This window comes from Jiella sp. M17.18 (genome assembly GCF_041027365.1).
GTDB lineage: Bacteria > Pseudomonadota > Alphaproteobacteria > Rhizobiales > Rhizobiaceae > VKMB-3413.
Genome location: NZ_JBFTEH010000007.1, coordinates 217,005 through 233,554, shown reverse-complemented (window position 1 = coordinate 233,554; position 16,550 = coordinate 217,005). Strand labels below are relative to the sequence as shown.

Below are 16,550 nucleotides of genomic sequence, written 5' to 3'. Positions count from 1 at the left end.
TCGCGGCGCTCGCCCCGGCCATGGTGCCGACCGACGATCAAATTGCGCGAGGCCCGGTTCCAGCCGGGCCTTTTTGCGTTAGTCTTCCGGCAAGGCTGCAATGTGCCGGATCAGAGGTTTCCCGGCGCCTTTGCCGCGGTGTGACGCCATCTTAAAATCCGGCGAACGGCACATACATAGACGCGATGACGATGGTGGTGGAATTGAACGAGGGCGCCCTGACAAAGGCAGAAGCAAGGGGCGTCGTGACGTCGCAGGCCGACAAGAGCGACGGGCCCGGCACCGACCGCGGCACGTCGGTCATCACGCGAACGAAACCGAAAACCAAGCGGCCGAGCCTTTACAGAGTCCTCCTTCTGAACGACGATTACACGCCGATGGAGTTCGTCATCCACGTGCTCGAACGGTTCTTCCAGAAGGATCGCGAGGCGGCCACCAGGATCATGTTGCATGTGCACAACCATGGGGTTGGCGAATGCGGGGTCTATACATACGAGGTTGCGGAGACCAAGGTCACGCAAGTGATGGATTTCGCCCGCCAGCACCAACATCCGCTGCAATGCGTGATGGAAAAGAATTGAGGTGAAGCTTGCCGACATTTTCGCAAAGCCTTGAGAAGTCGCTTCATCAGGCCCTGACTTTTGCCAACGAGCGCCGCCAAGAATTTGCGACGCTGGAGCATCTGCTTCTGGCGCTTCTCGAGGACAAGGATGCTGCCGCCGTGATGCGGGGCTGCAGCGTCGACATCGATCTTCTCAGAAAAAATCTGACCTCCTACATCGACACCGAACTCGCCAATCTCGTCACCGGGCACGACGAGGATTCCAAGCCGACTGCCGGGTTCCATCGCGTGATCCAGCGGGCGGTCATCCATGTCCAGTCTTCCGGCCGGGAAGAGGTGACGGGCGCCAACGTGCTCGTCGCGATCTTCGCCGAGCGCGAAAGCCATGCGGCCTATTTCCTGCAGGAGCAGGAGATGACCCGTTACGACGCCGTGAATTTCATTTCGCATGGGATTTCGAAGCGTCCGGGCGCATCCGAGAGCCGGCCGCTGCGCGGGGCGGAGGATGAACAGTCGACCGTGGGCCAGGACGAGGACGGCAAGCGCAAGACCGCGCAGGACGCGCTCAGCGCCTATTGCATCAACCTGAACGAAAAGGCCCGCAACGGCCGGATCGATCCGCTCATCGGTCGCGCCGAGGAGATCAACCGGACGATCCAGGTGCTCTGCCGGCGCTCCAAGAACAACCCGCTCTATGTCGGCGATCCCGGCGTCGGCAAGACGGCGATCGCCGAGGGCCTCGCCAAGCGCGTCGTCGAGGGCGACGTGCCGGAAGTGCTCGCCGACGCGACGATCTTCTCGCTCGACATGGGCACGCTGCTCGCCGGCACGCGCTATCGCGGCGACTTCGAGGAGCGGCTGAAGCAGGTCGTGAAGGAACTCGAGGAGTATCCGGGCGCGGTCCTGTTCATCGACGAGATCCATACGGTGATCGGCGCCGGCGCGACGTCGGGCGGCGCGATGGACGCGTCGAACCTGTTGAAGCCGGCGCTCTCCTCCGGCGCGATCCGCTGCATCGGCTCGACGACCTACAAGGAGTACCGGCAGTTCTTCGAGAAGGATCGGGCGCTCGTCCGGCGTTTCCAGAAGATCGACGTCAAGGAGCCGTCGATCGACGACGCCGTGTCGATCCTCAAGGGGCTGAAGCCGTATTTCGAGGACTTCCACAAGGTGAAGTACACCAACGACGCCATCAAGTCGGCGGTGGAACTCTCGGCCCGCTACATCAACGACCGGAAGCTGCCGGACAAGGCGATCGACGTGATCGACGAGACCGGGGCCTCGCAGATGCTGCTGCCGGAGAACAAGCGGAAGAAGCAGATCGGGGTCAAGGAGATCGAGGCGACGGTCGCGACCATGGCGCGGATCCCGCCGAAGGCGGTCTCCAAGGACGACGAGGAGGTGCTCGCCCATCTCGACGAGCAGCTGAAGCGTGTCGTCTACGGCCAGGACGCGGCGATCGAGAACCTCACCTCGGCGATCAAGCTCGCCCGGGCGGGCCTGCGCGAGCCGGACAAGCCGATCGGCTCGTACCTGTTCTCGGGGCCGACCGGCGTCGGCAAGACCGAGGTCGCACGCCAGCTGGCGTCGGCCCTCGGGGTGGAGCTCCTGCGCTTCGACATGTCGGAGTACATGGAGCGGCACACGGTGTCGCGGCTGATCGGCGCCCCTCCGGGCTATGTCGGCTTCGACCAGGGCGGCCTGCTGACCGACGGCATCGACCAGCATCCGCACTGCGTGCTGTTGCTGGACGAGATCGAGAAGGCGCATCCGGACCTCTTCAACATCCTTCTGCAGGTCATGGACCATGGCAAGCTGACGGACCACAACGGCAAGCAGATCGACTTCCGCAATGTCATCCTGATCATGACGACGAACGCGGGCGCGGCCGACATGGCCAAGGCCGCGATCGGCTTCGGGCATTCCAAGCGAACCGGTGCGGACGAGGAGGCGATCAACCGCCTGTTCACGCCGGAGTTCCGCAACCGCCTCGACGCGATCATCCCGTTCGGGGCGCTGCCGACGCCGGTGATCCACCAGGTGGTCGAGAAGTTCGTCATGCAGCTGGAGGCCCAGCTCTCCGAGCGTGGCGTCATCTTCGAGCTGTCGCCGGAGGCGATCGCCTGGCTCGCCGAGAAGGGCTACGACGAGAACATGGGTGCGCGTCCGCTCGGCCGCGTCATCCAGGAGCACATCAAGCGGCCGCTGGCCGACGAGGTGCTGTTCGGCAAGCTGAAGCGCGGCGGCACGGTCAAGGTGACCGTGACCGAGGGCGAGGACGGCGCGAAGAAGCTCGCGCTGGAAGCGATTGCGGACGAACTGCCGCCCGGCAAGGCGAAGAAGGGTGAAGCGAAGCGCCGCGCGAAGGTCGCGGCCGATGGCTCCGACTTCGACGAGGATGAGGGCGACGAGGAGTTCGACGAGGACGACGGCGATGACACCGCCGAAGCGGAGGACGAAGGCGACGGCGCTCGCGCCGAGCGCCGGACCAGCGCCGTCCCGCGGGTGCCCCGCCGCTCCTGATCCGAATTACCCATGACATGAAAAAGGGCCGTCCTTCCGGGCGGCCCTTTTTGCATTTTGGGGATCGTCAGCGTTTTCCGGCTTCCGGCCGCTCGCTCCGCCGCAGCCTTAGCTCGGTGGCCGGGCGCCTCGGCCTGCGAGGTAGAAGTGGCCTCAGCCCGCGTTCAGCGCGGCGCGGATCTTCTCCGCCTGCTCGGCGAGCGCGGCCTTGTCGGCGCTGCGGTTGCTGTGCAGGTCCAGCTCGACGCCCTCGTACATCGGCAGGATGTGGAAGTGCAGGTGGAAGACCGTCTGCCCGGCCGCCGGCTCGTTGAACTGCGCGATGCGCACCCCGTCCGCCTGCATGGCGGCCTTGGCCGCGCGGGCGAGCTTCGCGACCAGCGGCATGACCGCCGAGAGCGTCTCGTCCGAGGCGTCGAGGAGGTTGCGCGAGGGCGCCTTCGGGATCACCAGGCAGTGGCCCCGGGTCTGCGGCATGATGTCCATGATCGCGACGGCGTTCGCATCCTCGTAGAGCTTCTCGCTCGGGATCTCGCCCTTGATGATCTTGGAAAAGATGTTGCCGTCGTCATAGGCGGTCATGGCCGATTCCTCCGTCTGGCTCGTGCCGGCGGACGTTAGGCGATGGCGCCCGGCCGGCCAAGCCTCGGCCGCCGCCGGATAAGCGGGCGACGGCCTCGCAGCAGAGGTCAGTCGTCGCTCTTCTTGTACGGCGTATGGCCGGAGAGGATCTCGCCGACCTCTTCCACTTCGGCGCGCTCGGCTTCGAGATAGGCCTCGATCGCATGGCGCAGGCCCGGATGCGCGATGAAGTGGGCCGAGTGGGTCGTCACCGGCTCATAGCCGCGGGCGAGCTTGTGCTGACCCTGCGCCCCGGCCTCCACGACCGCCAGCTTGTGCTCGATCGCATAGTCGATCGCCTGGTGGTAGCAGACCTCGAAATGCAGGAAGGGGTGGTCCTCGATGCAGCCCCAGTTGCGACCGAAGATCGTGTCGGCGCCGAGGAAGTTCAGCGCGCCGGCGATGTAGCGCCCCTCGCGCTTCGCCATGACGAGGAGGATGCGCTCGGGCATCCGCTCGCCGATCAGGCTGAAGAAGCGGCGGTTGAGATAGGGGCGGCCCCATTTGCGGCTGCCGGTATCCATGTAGAAGGTGAAGAATGCGTCCCAGGCCGCCTCGGTCAGGTCGCGGCCGGTCAGCCATTCAATCGTGATGCCGTCCGCCAGCGCGTCGCGCCGCTCCTTGCGCAGGTTCTTGCGCTTGCGCGAGGCGAGCGTTTCCAGGAAGTCCTCATAGCTGCCGTAGCCACGGTTCCTGAAGTGGAACTGCTGGTCGGTGCGGTGCAGCCAGTCGGCTCCGGTCAGTGCCTCGAGATCATGCCCGGACAGGAAGGTCGCGTGGACCGAGGAAGCGCCGGTCTTGGCGAGATACGCCTTGGCGCCCTCGGCGAGCGCCCGGCGCCGGACCTCCGCACCCGGGCCCGCGCCGACGAGCAGCCGCGGCCCGGTCGCCGGCGTGAACGGCACCGACATCTGAAGCTTGGGATAGTAGCGCCCGCCCGCGCGTTCGAAGGCGTCGGCCCAGCCGTAGTCGAAGACGTATTCGCCCTGGCTGTGGCTCTTCAGATAGGCCGGCGCGACGGCGAGCGGCGTGCCGTCGTCGCTCTCCAGAACCAGGTGCTGCGGCAGCCAGCCGGCTTTCTCGCCGACGCATCGGCTGTCTTCGAGCGACGACAGAAAATCATGCGAGACGAAAGGGTTGGACGGCGTCTTTGCGATGTCGCCGGAAGTTTCGCCGGTCTCCGCGAGACTGTTCCAGAGGACGGGATCTACGCTCGCGATCCGGTCGACGACCCGGATCGCGAAGGAGGCCTCACCGGCGGGCTCACGCGCTGACTTCTTCCACATGGCCGCGAAGGTAAGCCACGGCGAGGCGAGCGCAAGCGCTCATTGCTGCGGTGCGAAGCCTTCAAACGTAATTTGATCGGCCTCGCGCCGGCTGATCGCTTCGTCCTCCGGCGACCTTGCGGTCCAGGTGATGACGGGGGCCTTGCAGGTCCCGCGCACCCAGCTGACGAAGGCGTTCGGCAGGTGATGGACGTTGTAGGACACGAAGTCGCAACCGCGCTCGAACACCTGCCGATGCGCGGCGAGGGTGTCCGCCTCGGTGCCTTCCGCCGTCAGGCCGATCGGACGGCCCTCCAGCCGGGCTGCCACCAGCTGGTCGATCAGCCAGCCGTCGAAGGACATCAGCGCCAGCTCGCCGGCATAGGCGGAGACGAGCGGGCGGAGCCGCTCGACATAGGCGCCGTCGCGGTTGGCGCCATCGCCCTTCAGCTCCATGACGATCGGAACACGGCCGCCGACGACGTCGAAAAACGCGGCAACGGTCGGGATGGGTTCGTCCGTGCCGACGAGACGAAGGCCGGCGATCTCCGCGTCGGACAGATCGGCGAAGGCCGCGTCGCGCCCGGTCATCCGGCCGAGCACCGCATCGTGGAAGATGTGCGGCGTGCCCTCGGCCGACAGCTGCACGTCGCATTCGATCGCGAAGCCTTCGGCGATCGCTGCCTTCGCAGCGGCGAGCGAGTTCTCCGGCACCGCCCGGTTGCCGTCATGCAGGCCGCGATGGGCGATCGGCCGCTTCACCAGCCAGCCGTACTTGCCGAAAGAGGCAGTCGTCATGTCAGCGGATCTCGAACAGGGCTTCGACCTCGACGGCGGCGTCCATCGGCAGCGCCGGAACGCCGACGGCCGAGCGGGCGTGCCGGCCGGCGTCGCCGAGGATCTCGACCAGGAAGTCCGAGGCGCCGTTCGCCACCTTGTGCTGCTCGGTGAAGCTCGCATCGCTCGCGACGAACACGGTCAGCTTGAGCAGCCGGCCGATGCGGGAGAGATCGCCGCCGAGGGCGGTCTTCGCCTGCGCAAGCACGTTGATGGCGCAGAAGCGCGCGGCCTTCTGCCCGTCCTCCAGCGAGACTCCGGCGCCGAGCTTGCCGGACACCGCGAGCTTGCCGCCGTCGAGCGGCAGCTGGCCGGAGGTCTGCAGCAGGTTGCCGAAGGTGATGGTGGGCACGTAGTTCGCGGCCGGGGCGGCGGCCTGGGGCAGGGTGACGCCGGCGGCGGCGAGGCGGGCTTCGATGGTATCGGCCATGATGTTGTCTTCCTGCTGGACGAGGGTTAGGAGCGACGGCTTACACGCGCCGTCTTGTCGCGAACCGGCGGGAACCGGCTGGGACTTCGCCGCGAGCGGTAGCCGATCCGCCGGCTGAGGGAAAGATCGTCCGTCGATGCAGGCCACCTCCGTCGTGCTCTTCGCTGTCGCGCTCCTCCTTCCGGCAGGGGCCGCGCTCGCCGTTCCGCTCGCCCCGCACCGGGCGTCCTACGACCTGAAGCTCCTCGGCGACGCGGACAGCCTGATCAACGCCGACGGGCGCATCGGCATCGAGCTGCGCCAGGACAAGTGCGCGGCCTACGACCTCGACTACCGCTTCGTCGCGCGCTTCCAGCAGGAGCAGGAGCTGGTCGTCACCGACCAGCAGACGCATACGCGCGAGAGCCTCGACGGACGGAATTTCTCGTTCCAGACGAAGACCTTCGTCGATTCCAGCCCGGACGGCACGGTCAAGGGCACGGCGAGGACGACCGACAGCGGCACGACCGTCTCGTTCAGCCAGCCGAGCGCGCACACCGTCGATCTGCCGACGTCGCTGTTCCCGATGGGGCATACCAGCGCCATCATCGAGCGCGCCAAGGCGGGCGAGCGGATCGTCGAGTACCCGGTCTTCGACGGGGATGCCGATGCCGAAAAGCACCTGACGAGCACGTCGGTCATCGCGCCGGTGACGCCCGGCGACCGTGCCGGCGAACCCGCACCGGCGGACGGTGCGCCGCCGCCGCAGGAGGGCAGCGCGTCCCCGGGCGGTTCCACGGCGAAGAAGGCGGCATCGCCGGCGGATCAGCTGAAGGGACTGAAGTCGTGGCGGATCAGCGAGTCCTACTACAATTCCGACAGCGATGCGGACGGCCTGCCGATCTTCCAGACGAGCTACACGCTCTATGAGAACGGCGTCTCGGACGACCTCGTCCTGACGTTCAACGGCTATACGCTGGCCGGCGGGCTGAAGAGCCTCGACCTTTTCGCGCAGCCGGACTGCCCACCGTCCGGCCGCTGATCGCCGCCGAAGGGCAGGGCGCGGCGGGGCTGGCGAAGCCGGTTTGCGGCACCTATCTGAAGGCGAGGATGCGGCCCCGGTTGCCAAACCGGCCGGTTTCATGTACGGCCGCGTCCATTCCACACACGGATATCGGGTTCTCCGGTCGAACGGATTCGATCGGCGCAATCCTCCGGTGGCGGTCATCCGGCCGCTTCGATCCGTGGAGGCATAACCGGTAAGGACGATAGACATGGCACTGCCCGAATACTCCATGCGCCAGCTGCTCGAAGCCGGCGTCCACTTCGGCCACCAGACGCATCGCTGGAACCCGAAGATGGCGCCCTATATCTTCGGCGCCCGCAACAACATCCACATCCTCGACCTCGCGCAGACGGTTCCGCTGCTGCACCAGGCGCTGCTCGCCGTGTCCGACACGGTCGCGCGCGGCGGCCGCGTGCTGTTCGTCGGCACCAAGCGCCAGGCGTCCGACATCGTCGCCGACGCGGCGCAGCGGTCGGCCCAGTACTACGTCAATTCCCGCTGGCTCGGCGGCATGCTGACCAACTGGAAGACGATTTCGAACTCGATCCAGCGGCTGCGCAAGCTCGACGAGCTGCTCGCCGGCGGCGAGGCCCAGGCCTTCACCAAGAAGGAGCGGCTGACCCTGCAGCGCGAGCGCGACAAGCTCGACCGCGCGCTCGGCGGCATCCGCGACATGGGCGGCGTGCCCGACATGATCTTCGTGATCGACACCAACAAGGAAGCGATCGCGATCGAGGAAGCCAAGCGGCTGCACATCCCGATCGTGGCGGTGGTCGATTCCAACTGCGATCCCGCGCCGGTCGACTATCCGATCCCGGGCAACGACGACGCCGCGCGCGCCATCGCGCTCTATTGCGATCTCGTCGCACGCGCTGCGGTCGACGGTATCGCGCGCCAGCAGGGCGACATGGGCATCGACATCGGCGCGATGGAAGAGGCTCCGGTCGAGGAACTGCCGGCCGAGGACGAGACGGCCGCTGCTGCGCCGGCCGAAGCTCCGGCCGAGGCCGAGGCTCAGACGTCCGCCGCCTGATCCGGCGTTCGCGGCGCCGAGCGGATATCCGCGCGGCGCCGTCGTCCACAGGACGGTCCGAACGCCGTTATGACGGGGTCACAATTCTGGCGCACCCGTTCACAGAGAGCCGGTGCGCCCAATCATTTGCAAAGAGGAAAAGATGGCTATCTCCGCTGCAATGGTCAAAGAACTGCGCGAGAAGACCGGCGCAGGCATGATGGACTGCAAGACGGCTCTCGCCGAGGCGAACGGCGACATGGAACAGGCCATCGACTGGCTGCGCACCAAGGGCATCGCCAAGGCCGACAAGAAGTCGGGCCGCACCGCGGCCGAGGGCCTCGTCGGCGCCGCTTCGGGTGAGGGCAAGGCCGTCGTGGTCGAGGTCAATTCCGAGACCGACTTCGTCGCCCGCAACGAGGCTTTCCAGACGCTGGTCAAGAACGTCGCCGAAGTCGCGCTGTCGACCGACGGTTCCGTCGACGCTGTCGCCGCAGCGGCCTATCCCGGCACGGGCAAGACCGTCGCCGACACGATCAAGGACGCCGTCGCCACCATCGGCGAGAACATGACGCTGCGCCGCTCGGCCATGCTGTCGGTCGAGAACGGTGTCGTCGCCACCTACATCCACAATCAGGTGACCGACGGCCTCGGCAAGCTCGGCGTCCTCGTCGCGATGGAATCGACCGGCGACAAGGCCGCACTGACGGCGTTCGGCCGCCAGGTGGCGATGCATGTCGCGGCGACCAATCCGCTGGCGCTGACCGCCGAGGAGATCGATCCGGCGACGGTCGAGCGCGAGAAGGCCATCTTCTCCGAGCAGGCGCGCGGCTCCGGCAAGCCGGACAACATCGTGGAGAAGATGGTCGAGGGACGGCTGCGCAAGTTCTACGAGGAGGTCGTCCTCCTGAAGCAGTCCTTCGTGATCAATCCCGACCTGACGGTCGAGAAGGCGCTCGAAGCGGCTCAGAAGGATTTCGGCGCGCCGGCGAAGATCACCGCCTTCGTGCGGTTCGCTCTTGGCGAGGGTGTCGAGCGCGAAGCCTCCGATTTCGCAGCCGAGGTCGCGGCGGCCGCCGGCAAGAAGTAAATCTTTCTAAGATCAAGGCGCAGGCAAGGGCGTTCGCTTCACAAGCGGGCGCCCTTATTGTATCGCATCCTGCGCACGGCTTCCGCTCCGGTGGCCGTCGAACCGCGGTGATGCCGCCTCGCGCGCGACGCCGCGCCAGGCATGTTCGAAGACTTCACGGCTCTGCCGGGCATCCCGTCCCGCTGCAGCGCCGCTCCGGTGCGGCCGGACGAAGGCAAGGTGTTTGATGACGTCCGAAATCCGCTATCGCCGCGTTCTTCTGAAGGTGTCCGGCGAGGCCCTGATGGGCAAGCAGGGTTTCGGCATCGACGTCGCCGTGGCCGACCGGATCGCCTCCGACATCGCCGAAGCCCGAGCGCTGGGCGTCGAGATCTCGGTGGTGATCGGCGGCGGCAACATCTTCCGCGGCGTCGCCGTGGCCTCGAAGGGCGGCGACCGGGTGACCGGCGACCACATGGGCATGCTCGGCACCGTCATCAACGCTCTGGCGTTGCGCACCTCTCTGACCAAGCTCGGCGTCGATACGGTGGTCCAGTCGGCGATCGCCATGCCGGAGATCTGCGAGAGCTTCTCCCAGCGCACCGCCCTGGCGCATCAGGCCGCCGGCCGCGTCGTTATCTTCGCCGGGGGCACCGGCAATCCATTCTTCACCACCGACACCGCCGGCGCGCTGCGGGCCGCGGAGATGGGCGCCACGGCGCTGTTCAAGGGCACCCAGGTCGACGGCATCTATTCGGCGGACCCCAAGCTTCACCCGGATGCCGAGCGCTACGACCGGCTGACGCATGACGAAGTCCTGCGGAAGGGGCTGGCCGTGATGGATGTCGCCGCGGTGGCGCTGGCGCGCGAGAATCAAATTCCGATCGTCGTCTTCTCCATCCATGATAAGGGCGAATTCGCCCGGATACTGTCCGGCAGCGGCTGGGCGACGACGGTCACCGACTGAGCAGCGCCCGGAGCCGTGAACAGCGAAGAGCGCCCCCCGCAAAACCTGGAACTCGAAGAGCGGCCCGGCCGCACATTCAGACGTCAAGAAAAGCAAAGAGGAACGTTCGAGATGGCCGAACTCGACATGCAGGAACTGAAGCGCCGGATGGACGGTGCCGTCTCGAGCCTGAAGAGCGATCTCGCGGGCCTGCGCACCGGCCGCGCCTCGCCGAACCTTCTCGATCCGATCACCGTCGAGGCCTACGGCTCGCAGATGCCGCTCAACCAGGTCGCCAATGTCACGGTTCCGGAGCCGCGGATGGTGGCGGTCACGGTCTGGGACAAGCAGATGGTGGGCAAGGTCGAGCGGGCGATCCGCGAGAGCAGCCTTGGCCTCAACCCGATCACCGACGGCACGACGCTGCGCATTCCGCTGCCGGAACTGAACGAGCAGCGCCGCAAGGAACTGGTCAAGGTCGCGCATCAATATGCCGAGAGCGCGAAGGTCGCCGCCCGGCATGTGCGCCGCGACGGCATGGACGAACTGAAGAAGATGGAGAAGGACGGCGAGATCGGTCAGGACGACAGCCGCCAGATGTCCGACCGCGTCCAGAAGATGACCGACGAGACGATCAGCGAGATCGACAAGCTGCTTGCCGTCAAGGAAGGCGAAATCATGCAGGTATAGCGTCGTCCCGTTCACGGCGTCGTCGGGCGCGGCCACTCCAGGAAAAGGCGGATCGAAAGTGCGGCACCCTCAACATGTCGCCATCATCATGGATGGCAACGGACGCTGGGCCCGTGCCCGTGGGCTTCCGCGCTCGATGGGACACCGGCGCGGGGTGGAGGCGGTGCGCCAGACCGTGCGGGCGGCGGGCGATCTCGGGATCGAATATCTGACCCTGTTCGCCTTTTCCTCGGAGAACTGGCGCCGCCCCAAGGACGAGGTCGAGGAACTGCTCGGGCTCCTCAAGCATTTCATCCGCCGGGATCTCGCCGACCTCCACAAGGAAGGTGTCCGGGTCCGCGTCATCGGCGGCCGCGACGACCTGAGCCACGACATCCGCTCGCTGCTGGAGGAGGCGGAGAACCTCACCCGTGACAATCGGCGCCAGACGCTGGTCATCGCCTTCAACTATGGCGGCCGTGACGAGGTCGCCCGCGCGATGCGCCGGATCGCGGAGAAGTTCGCGGCCGGCGAAGTGCCGCTCGAGATGCTGACCGCCGATCTTCTGGACGAGCATCTCGACACGGCCGGCATTCCCGATCCGGACCTGATCATCCGGACGAGCGGCGAATTGCGGCTGTCGAACTTCCTCCTGTGGCAGGCCGCCTATTCCGAGTTCATCTTTCTGCCGTGCCTTTGGCCGGACTTCGACCGGAAGGCCTTCCAGGACGCGATCGCCGAATATGCGAGCCGGGACCGCCGCTTCGGAGGACTGTCGCGCGAAATCGCCTCGTGAGGCGCGAGCCGATGGGATCGGGAATCGGACGGTTCTTTCGGACCGGCAGCTGGACCGACCTGAGGTCCCGGCTGATCTCCGCCGTCGTCCTCGGCCTCGTCGCCATCGGCCTGACCTTCGCCGGCGGTTGGCCCTTCCGGCTCCTGTGCTGCGCCGCCGGCCTGATCGTCTTCGACGAGTGGTCCCGCATCACCAGGGCCCGGCGCGTCCGGCCGATCTTTCCCTTCGCGCGGCGCTGCTTCTATCTCTCGCTGATCGCCTTCGTCTTCGGCTTCAATCTCGCGGCCGTGCTCATCGTCGCGGCGGGGGCGATCTTCATCGCGATCATCGACCGCTCGGAGCACAAGGCGGACTGGGTCCTCGGCGGCCTCGTCTATTCGGCCTTCGCGGCCATGACGCCGGGCTTCCTGCGCGGCGCCGACCTGTCGGGCCTTGTCACCATCGGCTTCATCATCGCGGTCGTCTGGTCGACCGACATCTTCGCCTATTTCACCGGCCGCGCCGTCGGCGGCCCGAAGCTGATGCCGCGGGTCTCGCCGAAGAAGACGCTCTCCGGCGCCCTCGGCGGCCTCGCCGCCGGCGTCCTCGTCGGCTCGCTCTTCGCCTGGTGGGCGAGCGGCAGCGTCGGCATCTTCATCGTCCTTCTCGCCGCCGTCCTGTCGGTGCTCGGCCAGGCCGGCGATCTTTACGAGTCCTGGATCAAGCGGCGCTTCGGCGTGAAGGACTCCGGCCGCATCATTCCCGGCCACGGCGGGCTGATGGACCGGATCGACGCGCTCATCGTGGCGATCGGCGCGGCCTGGATCATCGGGGTGGTCCTGTCGGGCTTCGCCTATCCCGCTCACGGAATCTTTCCTCTCTAGGCGGATCGCCAGGGGAGGCGGACGCGGTCATCATTGCGTCGCGGTTGGCGGCTGCTATGAATACAGGCTGCGGTGCGTGAGCGGTCGCCCGACCGCCACGCCGGATCGAGCACGAGGATACGCGAATGGACCTGACGGCGAATCTCGCCGGGATCTGGAACAACGGCCTGATCTACGTCGTGCCGTTCCTGTTCGTCCTCACGATCATCGTGTTCTTCCACGAACTCGGGCATTTCCTCGTCGGCCGCTGGTGCGGCATCAAGGCGCTGGCCTTTTCCGTCGGCTTCGGTCCGGAGCTTCTCGGCTTCACCGATCGCCACGGCACGCGCTGGAAGCTGGCGGCGATCCCGCTCGGCGGCTACGTCAAGTTCCTCGGCGACGAGAACGCCGCCTCGATGCCCGATCGCTCCGCCCTCGCGACGATGGACGAAGCGGAGCGGGAAGGGGCCTTTCCGGCCAAGAGCGTCGGGCGGCGCGCGGCGACGGTCGCGGCCGGACCGATCGCCAACTTCATCCTGGCGATCGTCATCTTCGCGGCGGTCGCCTATGTCGACGGCCGGGTCGTCGGCGATCCCGTCGTCGCGAAGGTCGAGGCGAATTCGCCGGCTGCGGCCGCGGGCTTTGAGCCGGGCGACCGCGTCGTCTCCGTCGACGGCGAGAAGATCGCGTATTTCTCCGACCTGCAGAAGGCGGTGTCCGGCAATGACGGCACGCCGATCCACGTCGTTGTCGCCCGCAAGGGCGGCACCGAGGAGCTGACGGTCACGCCGCGGATCGAGACGCGGACGGACGGCTTCGGCAACAGCTTCACCATGCCGATCATCGGCCTCGTCGCCGACAGCGAGGCGGCTGCCTTCCATGTCGAGCATCTGACGCCCGTCCAGGCGATCCAGTACGGCGCGTCGCAGACCTGGTTCGTCACCACGCGCACCGTCGAGTTCATGGGGCAGGTGATCACCGGCCGCCAGAGCGCGGGGCAGATCGGCGGGCCGATCCGCATCGCCCAGGTCTCCGGCCAGGTATCGACCATCGGTATGGGCGCGCTGATGAATCTCGTCGCCCTCCTGTCCGTCTCGATCGGCCTTCTGAACCTTTTGCCGGTGCCGATGCTCGACGGCGGCCATCTCCTCTATTATGCCTTCGAGGCCGTTCGCGGCAGGCCGCTGAGCGAGCGGGTCCAGGAGATCGGTTTCCGAATTGGTCTCGCGCTCGTCATGCTGCTTATGATATTCGCATTTTGGAATGACATATCCGGCCTCGTCTGAGGGCCGGCCGAGTCGGGGGACTTGGGGGTTGCAAATCATTAACCATCGCGATGCCGTTCGTGGCCGCGCTGCAACGGCGTTTCCGATTCCTAAAGGGACTCGGGCGAGTTTGCTTGAACGCACTCGCAAAGCCGGTACAACGCTGCCAGGCGGCTTTTTCCCCGGCGCTTCGAGACAAGAACGAGAAGGTGGTTGAGCCTATGAAGGCTGGAACGAACATCGTGCGCACGGCAGCCGCCATCGCGCTGTCCTCGACCGTTCTCGCTGCGACGACCCTTGGCGTTCAGTTGGCGACCGCCGGCGTCGCCATGGCGGCGGTGGTGAACCGGATCGAGGTCGTCGGCAACAAGCGCGTCGAGGCCGACACGATCCGCAGCTTCTCGCAGGTGAAGCCCGGCCAGAACGTCAGCGAATCCGAGCAGGACGCGATCGTCCGGCGGCTGTTCTCCACCGGCCTGTTCTCCGATGTGAGCGTCAATCAGTCGGGCGGCACGCTGGTCATCAAGGTGGCCGAGAACGAGATCGTCAACCAGGTCCTGTTCCAGGGCAATTCCAAGATCAAGGACGTGCAGCTCGCGTCGCTGGTCCAGACGCAGCCGCGCGCCGCCTACTCCAAGGCGACCGCGCAGGCGGACGTCGAGGCGATCAAGAAGGCCTACACCAAGATCGGCCGCAGCGACGCGGTCGTGAACGTCCAGACCCAGGAGATCGGCCAGGGTCGCGTCAACGTCATCTTCAATATCCAGGAGGGCGATCGCACCAAGATCGCCTCGATCAGCTTCGTCGGCAACAACGCCTTCAGCGACAGTCGGCTGAAGGGCGTGATCTCGCTGAAGGAGAGCGGCCTCCTCAGCTTCATCCAGCGCGACGACGTCTACGATCCGGACAAGCTGCACACCGACGAGGAAGCGCTGCGTCGCTTCTACTACAATCACGGCTATGCGGACTTCCGCATCCTGTCGGCGGTTGCCGAGCTCGACGCCTCGCAGAACTCCTACTTCATCACGATCACGGTCGATGAGGGCGAGCGCTACACCTACGGGCCGGTGAAGATCGACTCGACCATTCCCGGTGTCGATACGCAATCGCTCTACAGCGAGTTGAAGACCCAGGAAGGCGACACCTACAGCGCCAAGAAGATCGAGGACTCGCTCGTCAACCTGACTAATCACCTGGCGTCGAACGGCTATGCCTTCGCGCAGGTGACGCCGCGCGGCGACCGCGACTTCACCAACCGGACGATCGCAGTGAACTACGTGATCGACCAGGGGCCGCGCGCTTATATCGAGCGTATCGAGATCCGCGGCAATTCGAAGACGCGCGACTACGTCATCCGCCGCGAATTCGACGTCTCCGAGGGCGACGCCTTCAATCAGGTGCTGATCCAGCGCGCCAAGCAGCGTCTCGAAGACCTGAAGTACTTCGACAAGGTGAACATCACGACTGCGCCCGGGTCCGAGCCGGACAAGGTCATCGTGATCGTCGACGTCTCGGAGAAGCCGACCGGCGAACTGTCCCTCGGCGGCGGCTACACGACCAGCGGCGACAGCTCGGGTCCGGTGGCAGAGGTCGGCATCCAGGAGCGCAACTTCCTCGGGCGCGGTCAGTTCATCAAGGTGTCGGCGGGCTTCGGCACCAACACCCAGAACTACAACCTCTCCTTCACCGAGCCCTACTTCCTGGGACGGCGTCTCGCCGCGGGCTTCGACGTCTACTACAACAAGTCGACCTCGGGCGATTACGACTCCAAGATGGTCGGTGGCGACCTGCGCATCGCGGCGCCGATCACCGACAGCCTGACGGCACAGCTGGCCTACAACATCAAGTCGGAGACGTTCGGCTCCAACAACGGCACCGAATACGACTCCCAGGGAAATCAGCTTGCCTACAACGGGGCGAACTACAAGAGCACCTGCAGCAACCCAAATCCGCTCCAGGATCCGAACGGCTATTCCGCGCCGCCATACACGGATTCACCGATCATCAACCAGGCGATCTGTGACAGTCCGTATCTGACGTCGTCGGTGTCATACTCGCTGACCTACAACACGCTCGACAATACGAACGATCCGCGCGACGGCTTCTTCGTGCAGGCCGGACAGGAGTTTGCCGGTCTCGGCGGGGACGCGAAGTTCGTCAAGTCGACCGCCAAGGCAAGTTACTTCAAGCTTTTGAGCGAGGAGTACGACGTCATCGGCCAGCTGAGCGGGGGTGCCGGTAATGTCTCGGGCTTCGGCGGCGGCGGTCTGCGGGTCTTCGACAACTTCTTCAAGGGCCAGGACATCGTTCGCGGCTTCGACTACAAGGGCATCGGCCCGCGCCAGAACGGCGTCGCGCTGGGCGGTGAGAACTATGCCAACGCCTCGGCGGAGGCGACCTTCCCGCTGCCGCTGATCTCGCGGGATCTCGGCTTCCGCGGCGCGGTCTTCGCCGATGCCGGTTCGCTCTGGGGCAGCGAGTATGACGGCTTCACGAACGTCGTCGGCACGGACGCGAAGCTGCGTGCATCGGCTGGCGTTGGCCTGATATGGGCGTCGCCCTTCGGGCCGATCCGCGTCAACTATGCGCAGCCGCTGATGAAGCAGAGCTACGACAAGCTGCAGCAGTTCTCCTTCGGGTTCTCGTCCCGGTTCTGATGTGAAGGAGC

At 66.0% G+C, this 16,550-nt stretch carries 14 protein-coding genes and 1 pseudogene; 11 read left to right on the top strand and 4 right to left on the bottom strand.

The features are described from left to right. The first annotated feature begins 185 nt into the window (after positions 1–185). Complete coding sequence (clpS, locus tag AB5S17_RS14885) at positions 186–581, top strand: ATP-dependent Clp protease adapter ClpS (protein WP_369240693.1); 396 nt, start codon at positions 186–188, stop codon at positions 579–581. Positions 582–589: 8 nt separating this feature from the next. Beyond that, positions 590–3,085, top strand: coding sequence for an ATP-dependent Clp protease ATP-binding subunit ClpA (clpA, locus tag AB5S17_RS14880; protein ID WP_369240691.1), 2,496 nt, complete (start codon positions 590–592; stop codon positions 3,083–3,085). Positions 3,086–3,238: 153 nt separating this feature from the next. Here clpA and AB5S17_RS14875 read toward each other — a convergent pair whose 3' ends face one another. The 4 genes from AB5S17_RS14875 to AB5S17_RS14860 all read right to left on the bottom strand — a co-directional run bounded on the left by AB5S17_RS14875 (position 3,239) and on the right by AB5S17_RS14860 (position 6,238). After that, on the bottom strand, positions 3,239–3,667 hold the full coding sequence (locus tag AB5S17_RS14875) for an HIT family protein (RefSeq protein WP_369240689.1): 429 nt from the start codon (positions 3,665–3,667) through the stop codon (positions 3,239–3,241). Between the two features lie 107 nt (positions 3,668–3,774). Beyond that, on the bottom strand, positions 3,775–4,992 hold the full coding sequence (locus tag AB5S17_RS14870; protein WP_369240687.1) for a GNAT family N-acetyltransferase: 1,218 nt from the start codon (positions 4,990–4,992) through the stop codon (positions 3,775–3,777). A 39-nt stretch (positions 4,993–5,031) separates the two neighbouring features. Beyond that, positions 5,032–5,769: a glycerophosphodiester phosphodiesterase family protein gene (locus tag AB5S17_RS14865; protein WP_369240685.1), complete on the bottom strand. Its 738-nt coding sequence runs from the start codon at positions 5,767–5,769 to the stop codon at positions 5,032–5,034. Between the two features lies 1 nt (position 5,770). Further along, a complete protein-coding gene (locus AB5S17_RS14860) occupies positions 5,771–6,238 on the bottom strand; it encodes a RidA family protein (RefSeq protein WP_369240683.1) in 468 nt (155 codons plus the stop codon). Positions 6,239–6,374: 136 nt separating this feature from the next. Here AB5S17_RS14860 and AB5S17_RS14855 point away from each other — a divergent pair, with 136 nt between their 5' ends. The 9 genes and pseudogenes from AB5S17_RS14855 to bamA all read left to right on the top strand — a co-directional run bounded on the left by AB5S17_RS14855 (position 6,375) and on the right by bamA (position 16,539). Further along, a complete protein-coding gene (locus AB5S17_RS14855) occupies positions 6,375–7,259 on the top strand; it encodes a DUF1849 family protein (RefSeq protein WP_369240681.1) in 885 nt (294 codons plus the stop codon). A gap of 232 nt (positions 7,260–7,491) precedes the next feature. Next, complete coding sequence (gene rpsB / locus AB5S17_RS14850; RefSeq protein ID WP_369240679.1) at positions 7,492–8,316, top strand: 30S ribosomal protein S2; 825 nt, start codon at positions 7,492–7,494, stop codon at positions 8,314–8,316. Between the two features lie 142 nt (positions 8,317–8,458). Next, positions 8,459–9,385, top strand: coding sequence for a translation elongation factor Ts (gene tsf / locus AB5S17_RS14845; protein WP_369240677.1), 927 nt, complete (start codon positions 8,459–8,461; stop codon positions 9,383–9,385). Between the two features lie 226 nt (positions 9,386–9,611). Further along, positions 9,612–10,331 carry a UMP kinase gene (pyrH, locus tag AB5S17_RS14840; protein WP_369240675.1) on the top strand — a complete coding sequence of 240 codons (720 nt, stop codon included), beginning with the start codon at positions 9,612–9,614 and terminating at the stop codon, positions 10,329–10,331. Positions 10,332–10,442: 111 nt separating this feature from the next. Then, entirely contained in the window at positions 10,443–11,000 is a 558-nt protein-coding gene (frr, locus tag AB5S17_RS14835; protein ID WP_369240673.1) for a ribosome recycling factor, read from the top strand. A gap of 55 nt (positions 11,001–11,055) precedes the next feature. Next, positions 11,056–11,775, top strand: a pseudogene (locus AB5S17_RS14830) (isoprenyl transferase); the annotation flags it as partial. Positions 11,776–11,786: 11 nt separating this feature from the next. Further along, positions 11,787–12,638: a phosphatidate cytidylyltransferase gene (locus AB5S17_RS14825; RefSeq protein WP_369240671.1), complete on the top strand. Its 852-nt coding sequence runs from the start codon at positions 11,787–11,789 to the stop codon at positions 12,636–12,638. 125 nt (positions 12,639–12,763) lie between these two features. Then, a complete protein-coding gene (rseP, locus tag AB5S17_RS14820; protein ID WP_369240669.1) occupies positions 12,764–13,903 on the top strand; it encodes an RIP metalloprotease RseP in 1,140 nt (379 codons plus the stop codon). A gap of 200 nt (positions 13,904–14,103) precedes the next feature. Further along, positions 14,104–16,539, top strand: a complete 2,436-nt coding sequence (gene bamA / locus AB5S17_RS14815) for an outer membrane protein assembly factor BamA (protein WP_369240667.1) — start codon at positions 14,104–14,106, stop codon at positions 16,537–16,539. The last annotated feature ends 11 nt before the right edge of the window (positions 16,540–16,550 follow it).

Coding starts and splice junctions, on each gene's coding strand:
- clpS (WP_369240693.1), top strand. CDS start 186: ATGACGATGGTGGTGGAATTGAACGAGGGCGCCCTGACAAAGGCAGAA.
- AB5S17_RS14875 (WP_369240689.1), bottom strand. CDS start 3,667: ATGACCGCCTATGACGACGGCAACATCTTTTCCAAGATCATCAAGGGC.
- AB5S17_RS14870 (WP_369240687.1), bottom strand. CDS start 4,992: ATGTGGAAGAAGTCAGCGCGTGAGCCCGCCGGTGAGGCCTCCTTCGCG.
- AB5S17_RS14865 (WP_369240685.1), bottom strand. CDS start 5,769: ATGACGACTGCCTCTTTCGGCAAGTACGGCTGGCTGGTGAAGCGGCCG.
- AB5S17_RS14860 (WP_369240683.1), bottom strand. CDS start 6,238: ATGGCCGATACCATCGAAGCCCGCCTCGCCGCCGCCGGCGTCACCCTG.
- AB5S17_RS14855 (WP_369240681.1), top strand. CDS start 6,375: ATGCAGGCCACCTCCGTCGTGCTCTTCGCTGTCGCGCTCCTCCTTCCG.
- rpsB (WP_369240679.1), top strand. CDS start 7,492: ATGGCACTGCCCGAATACTCCATGCGCCAGCTGCTCGAAGCCGGCGTC.
- tsf (WP_369240677.1), top strand. CDS start 8,459: ATGGCTATCTCCGCTGCAATGGTCAAAGAACTGCGCGAGAAGACCGGC.
- pyrH (WP_369240675.1), top strand. CDS start 9,612: ATGACGTCCGAAATCCGCTATCGCCGCGTTCTTCTGAAGGTGTCCGGC.
- frr (WP_369240673.1), top strand. CDS start 10,443: ATGGCCGAACTCGACATGCAGGAACTGAAGCGCCGGATGGACGGTGCC.
- AB5S17_RS14825 (WP_369240671.1), top strand. CDS start 11,787: ATGGGATCGGGAATCGGACGGTTCTTTCGGACCGGCAGCTGGACCGAC.
- rseP (WP_369240669.1), top strand. CDS start 12,764: ATGGACCTGACGGCGAATCTCGCCGGGATCTGGAACAACGGCCTGATC.
- bamA (WP_369240667.1), top strand. CDS start 14,104: ATGAAGGCTGGAACGAACATCGTGCGCACGGCAGCCGCCATCGCGCTG.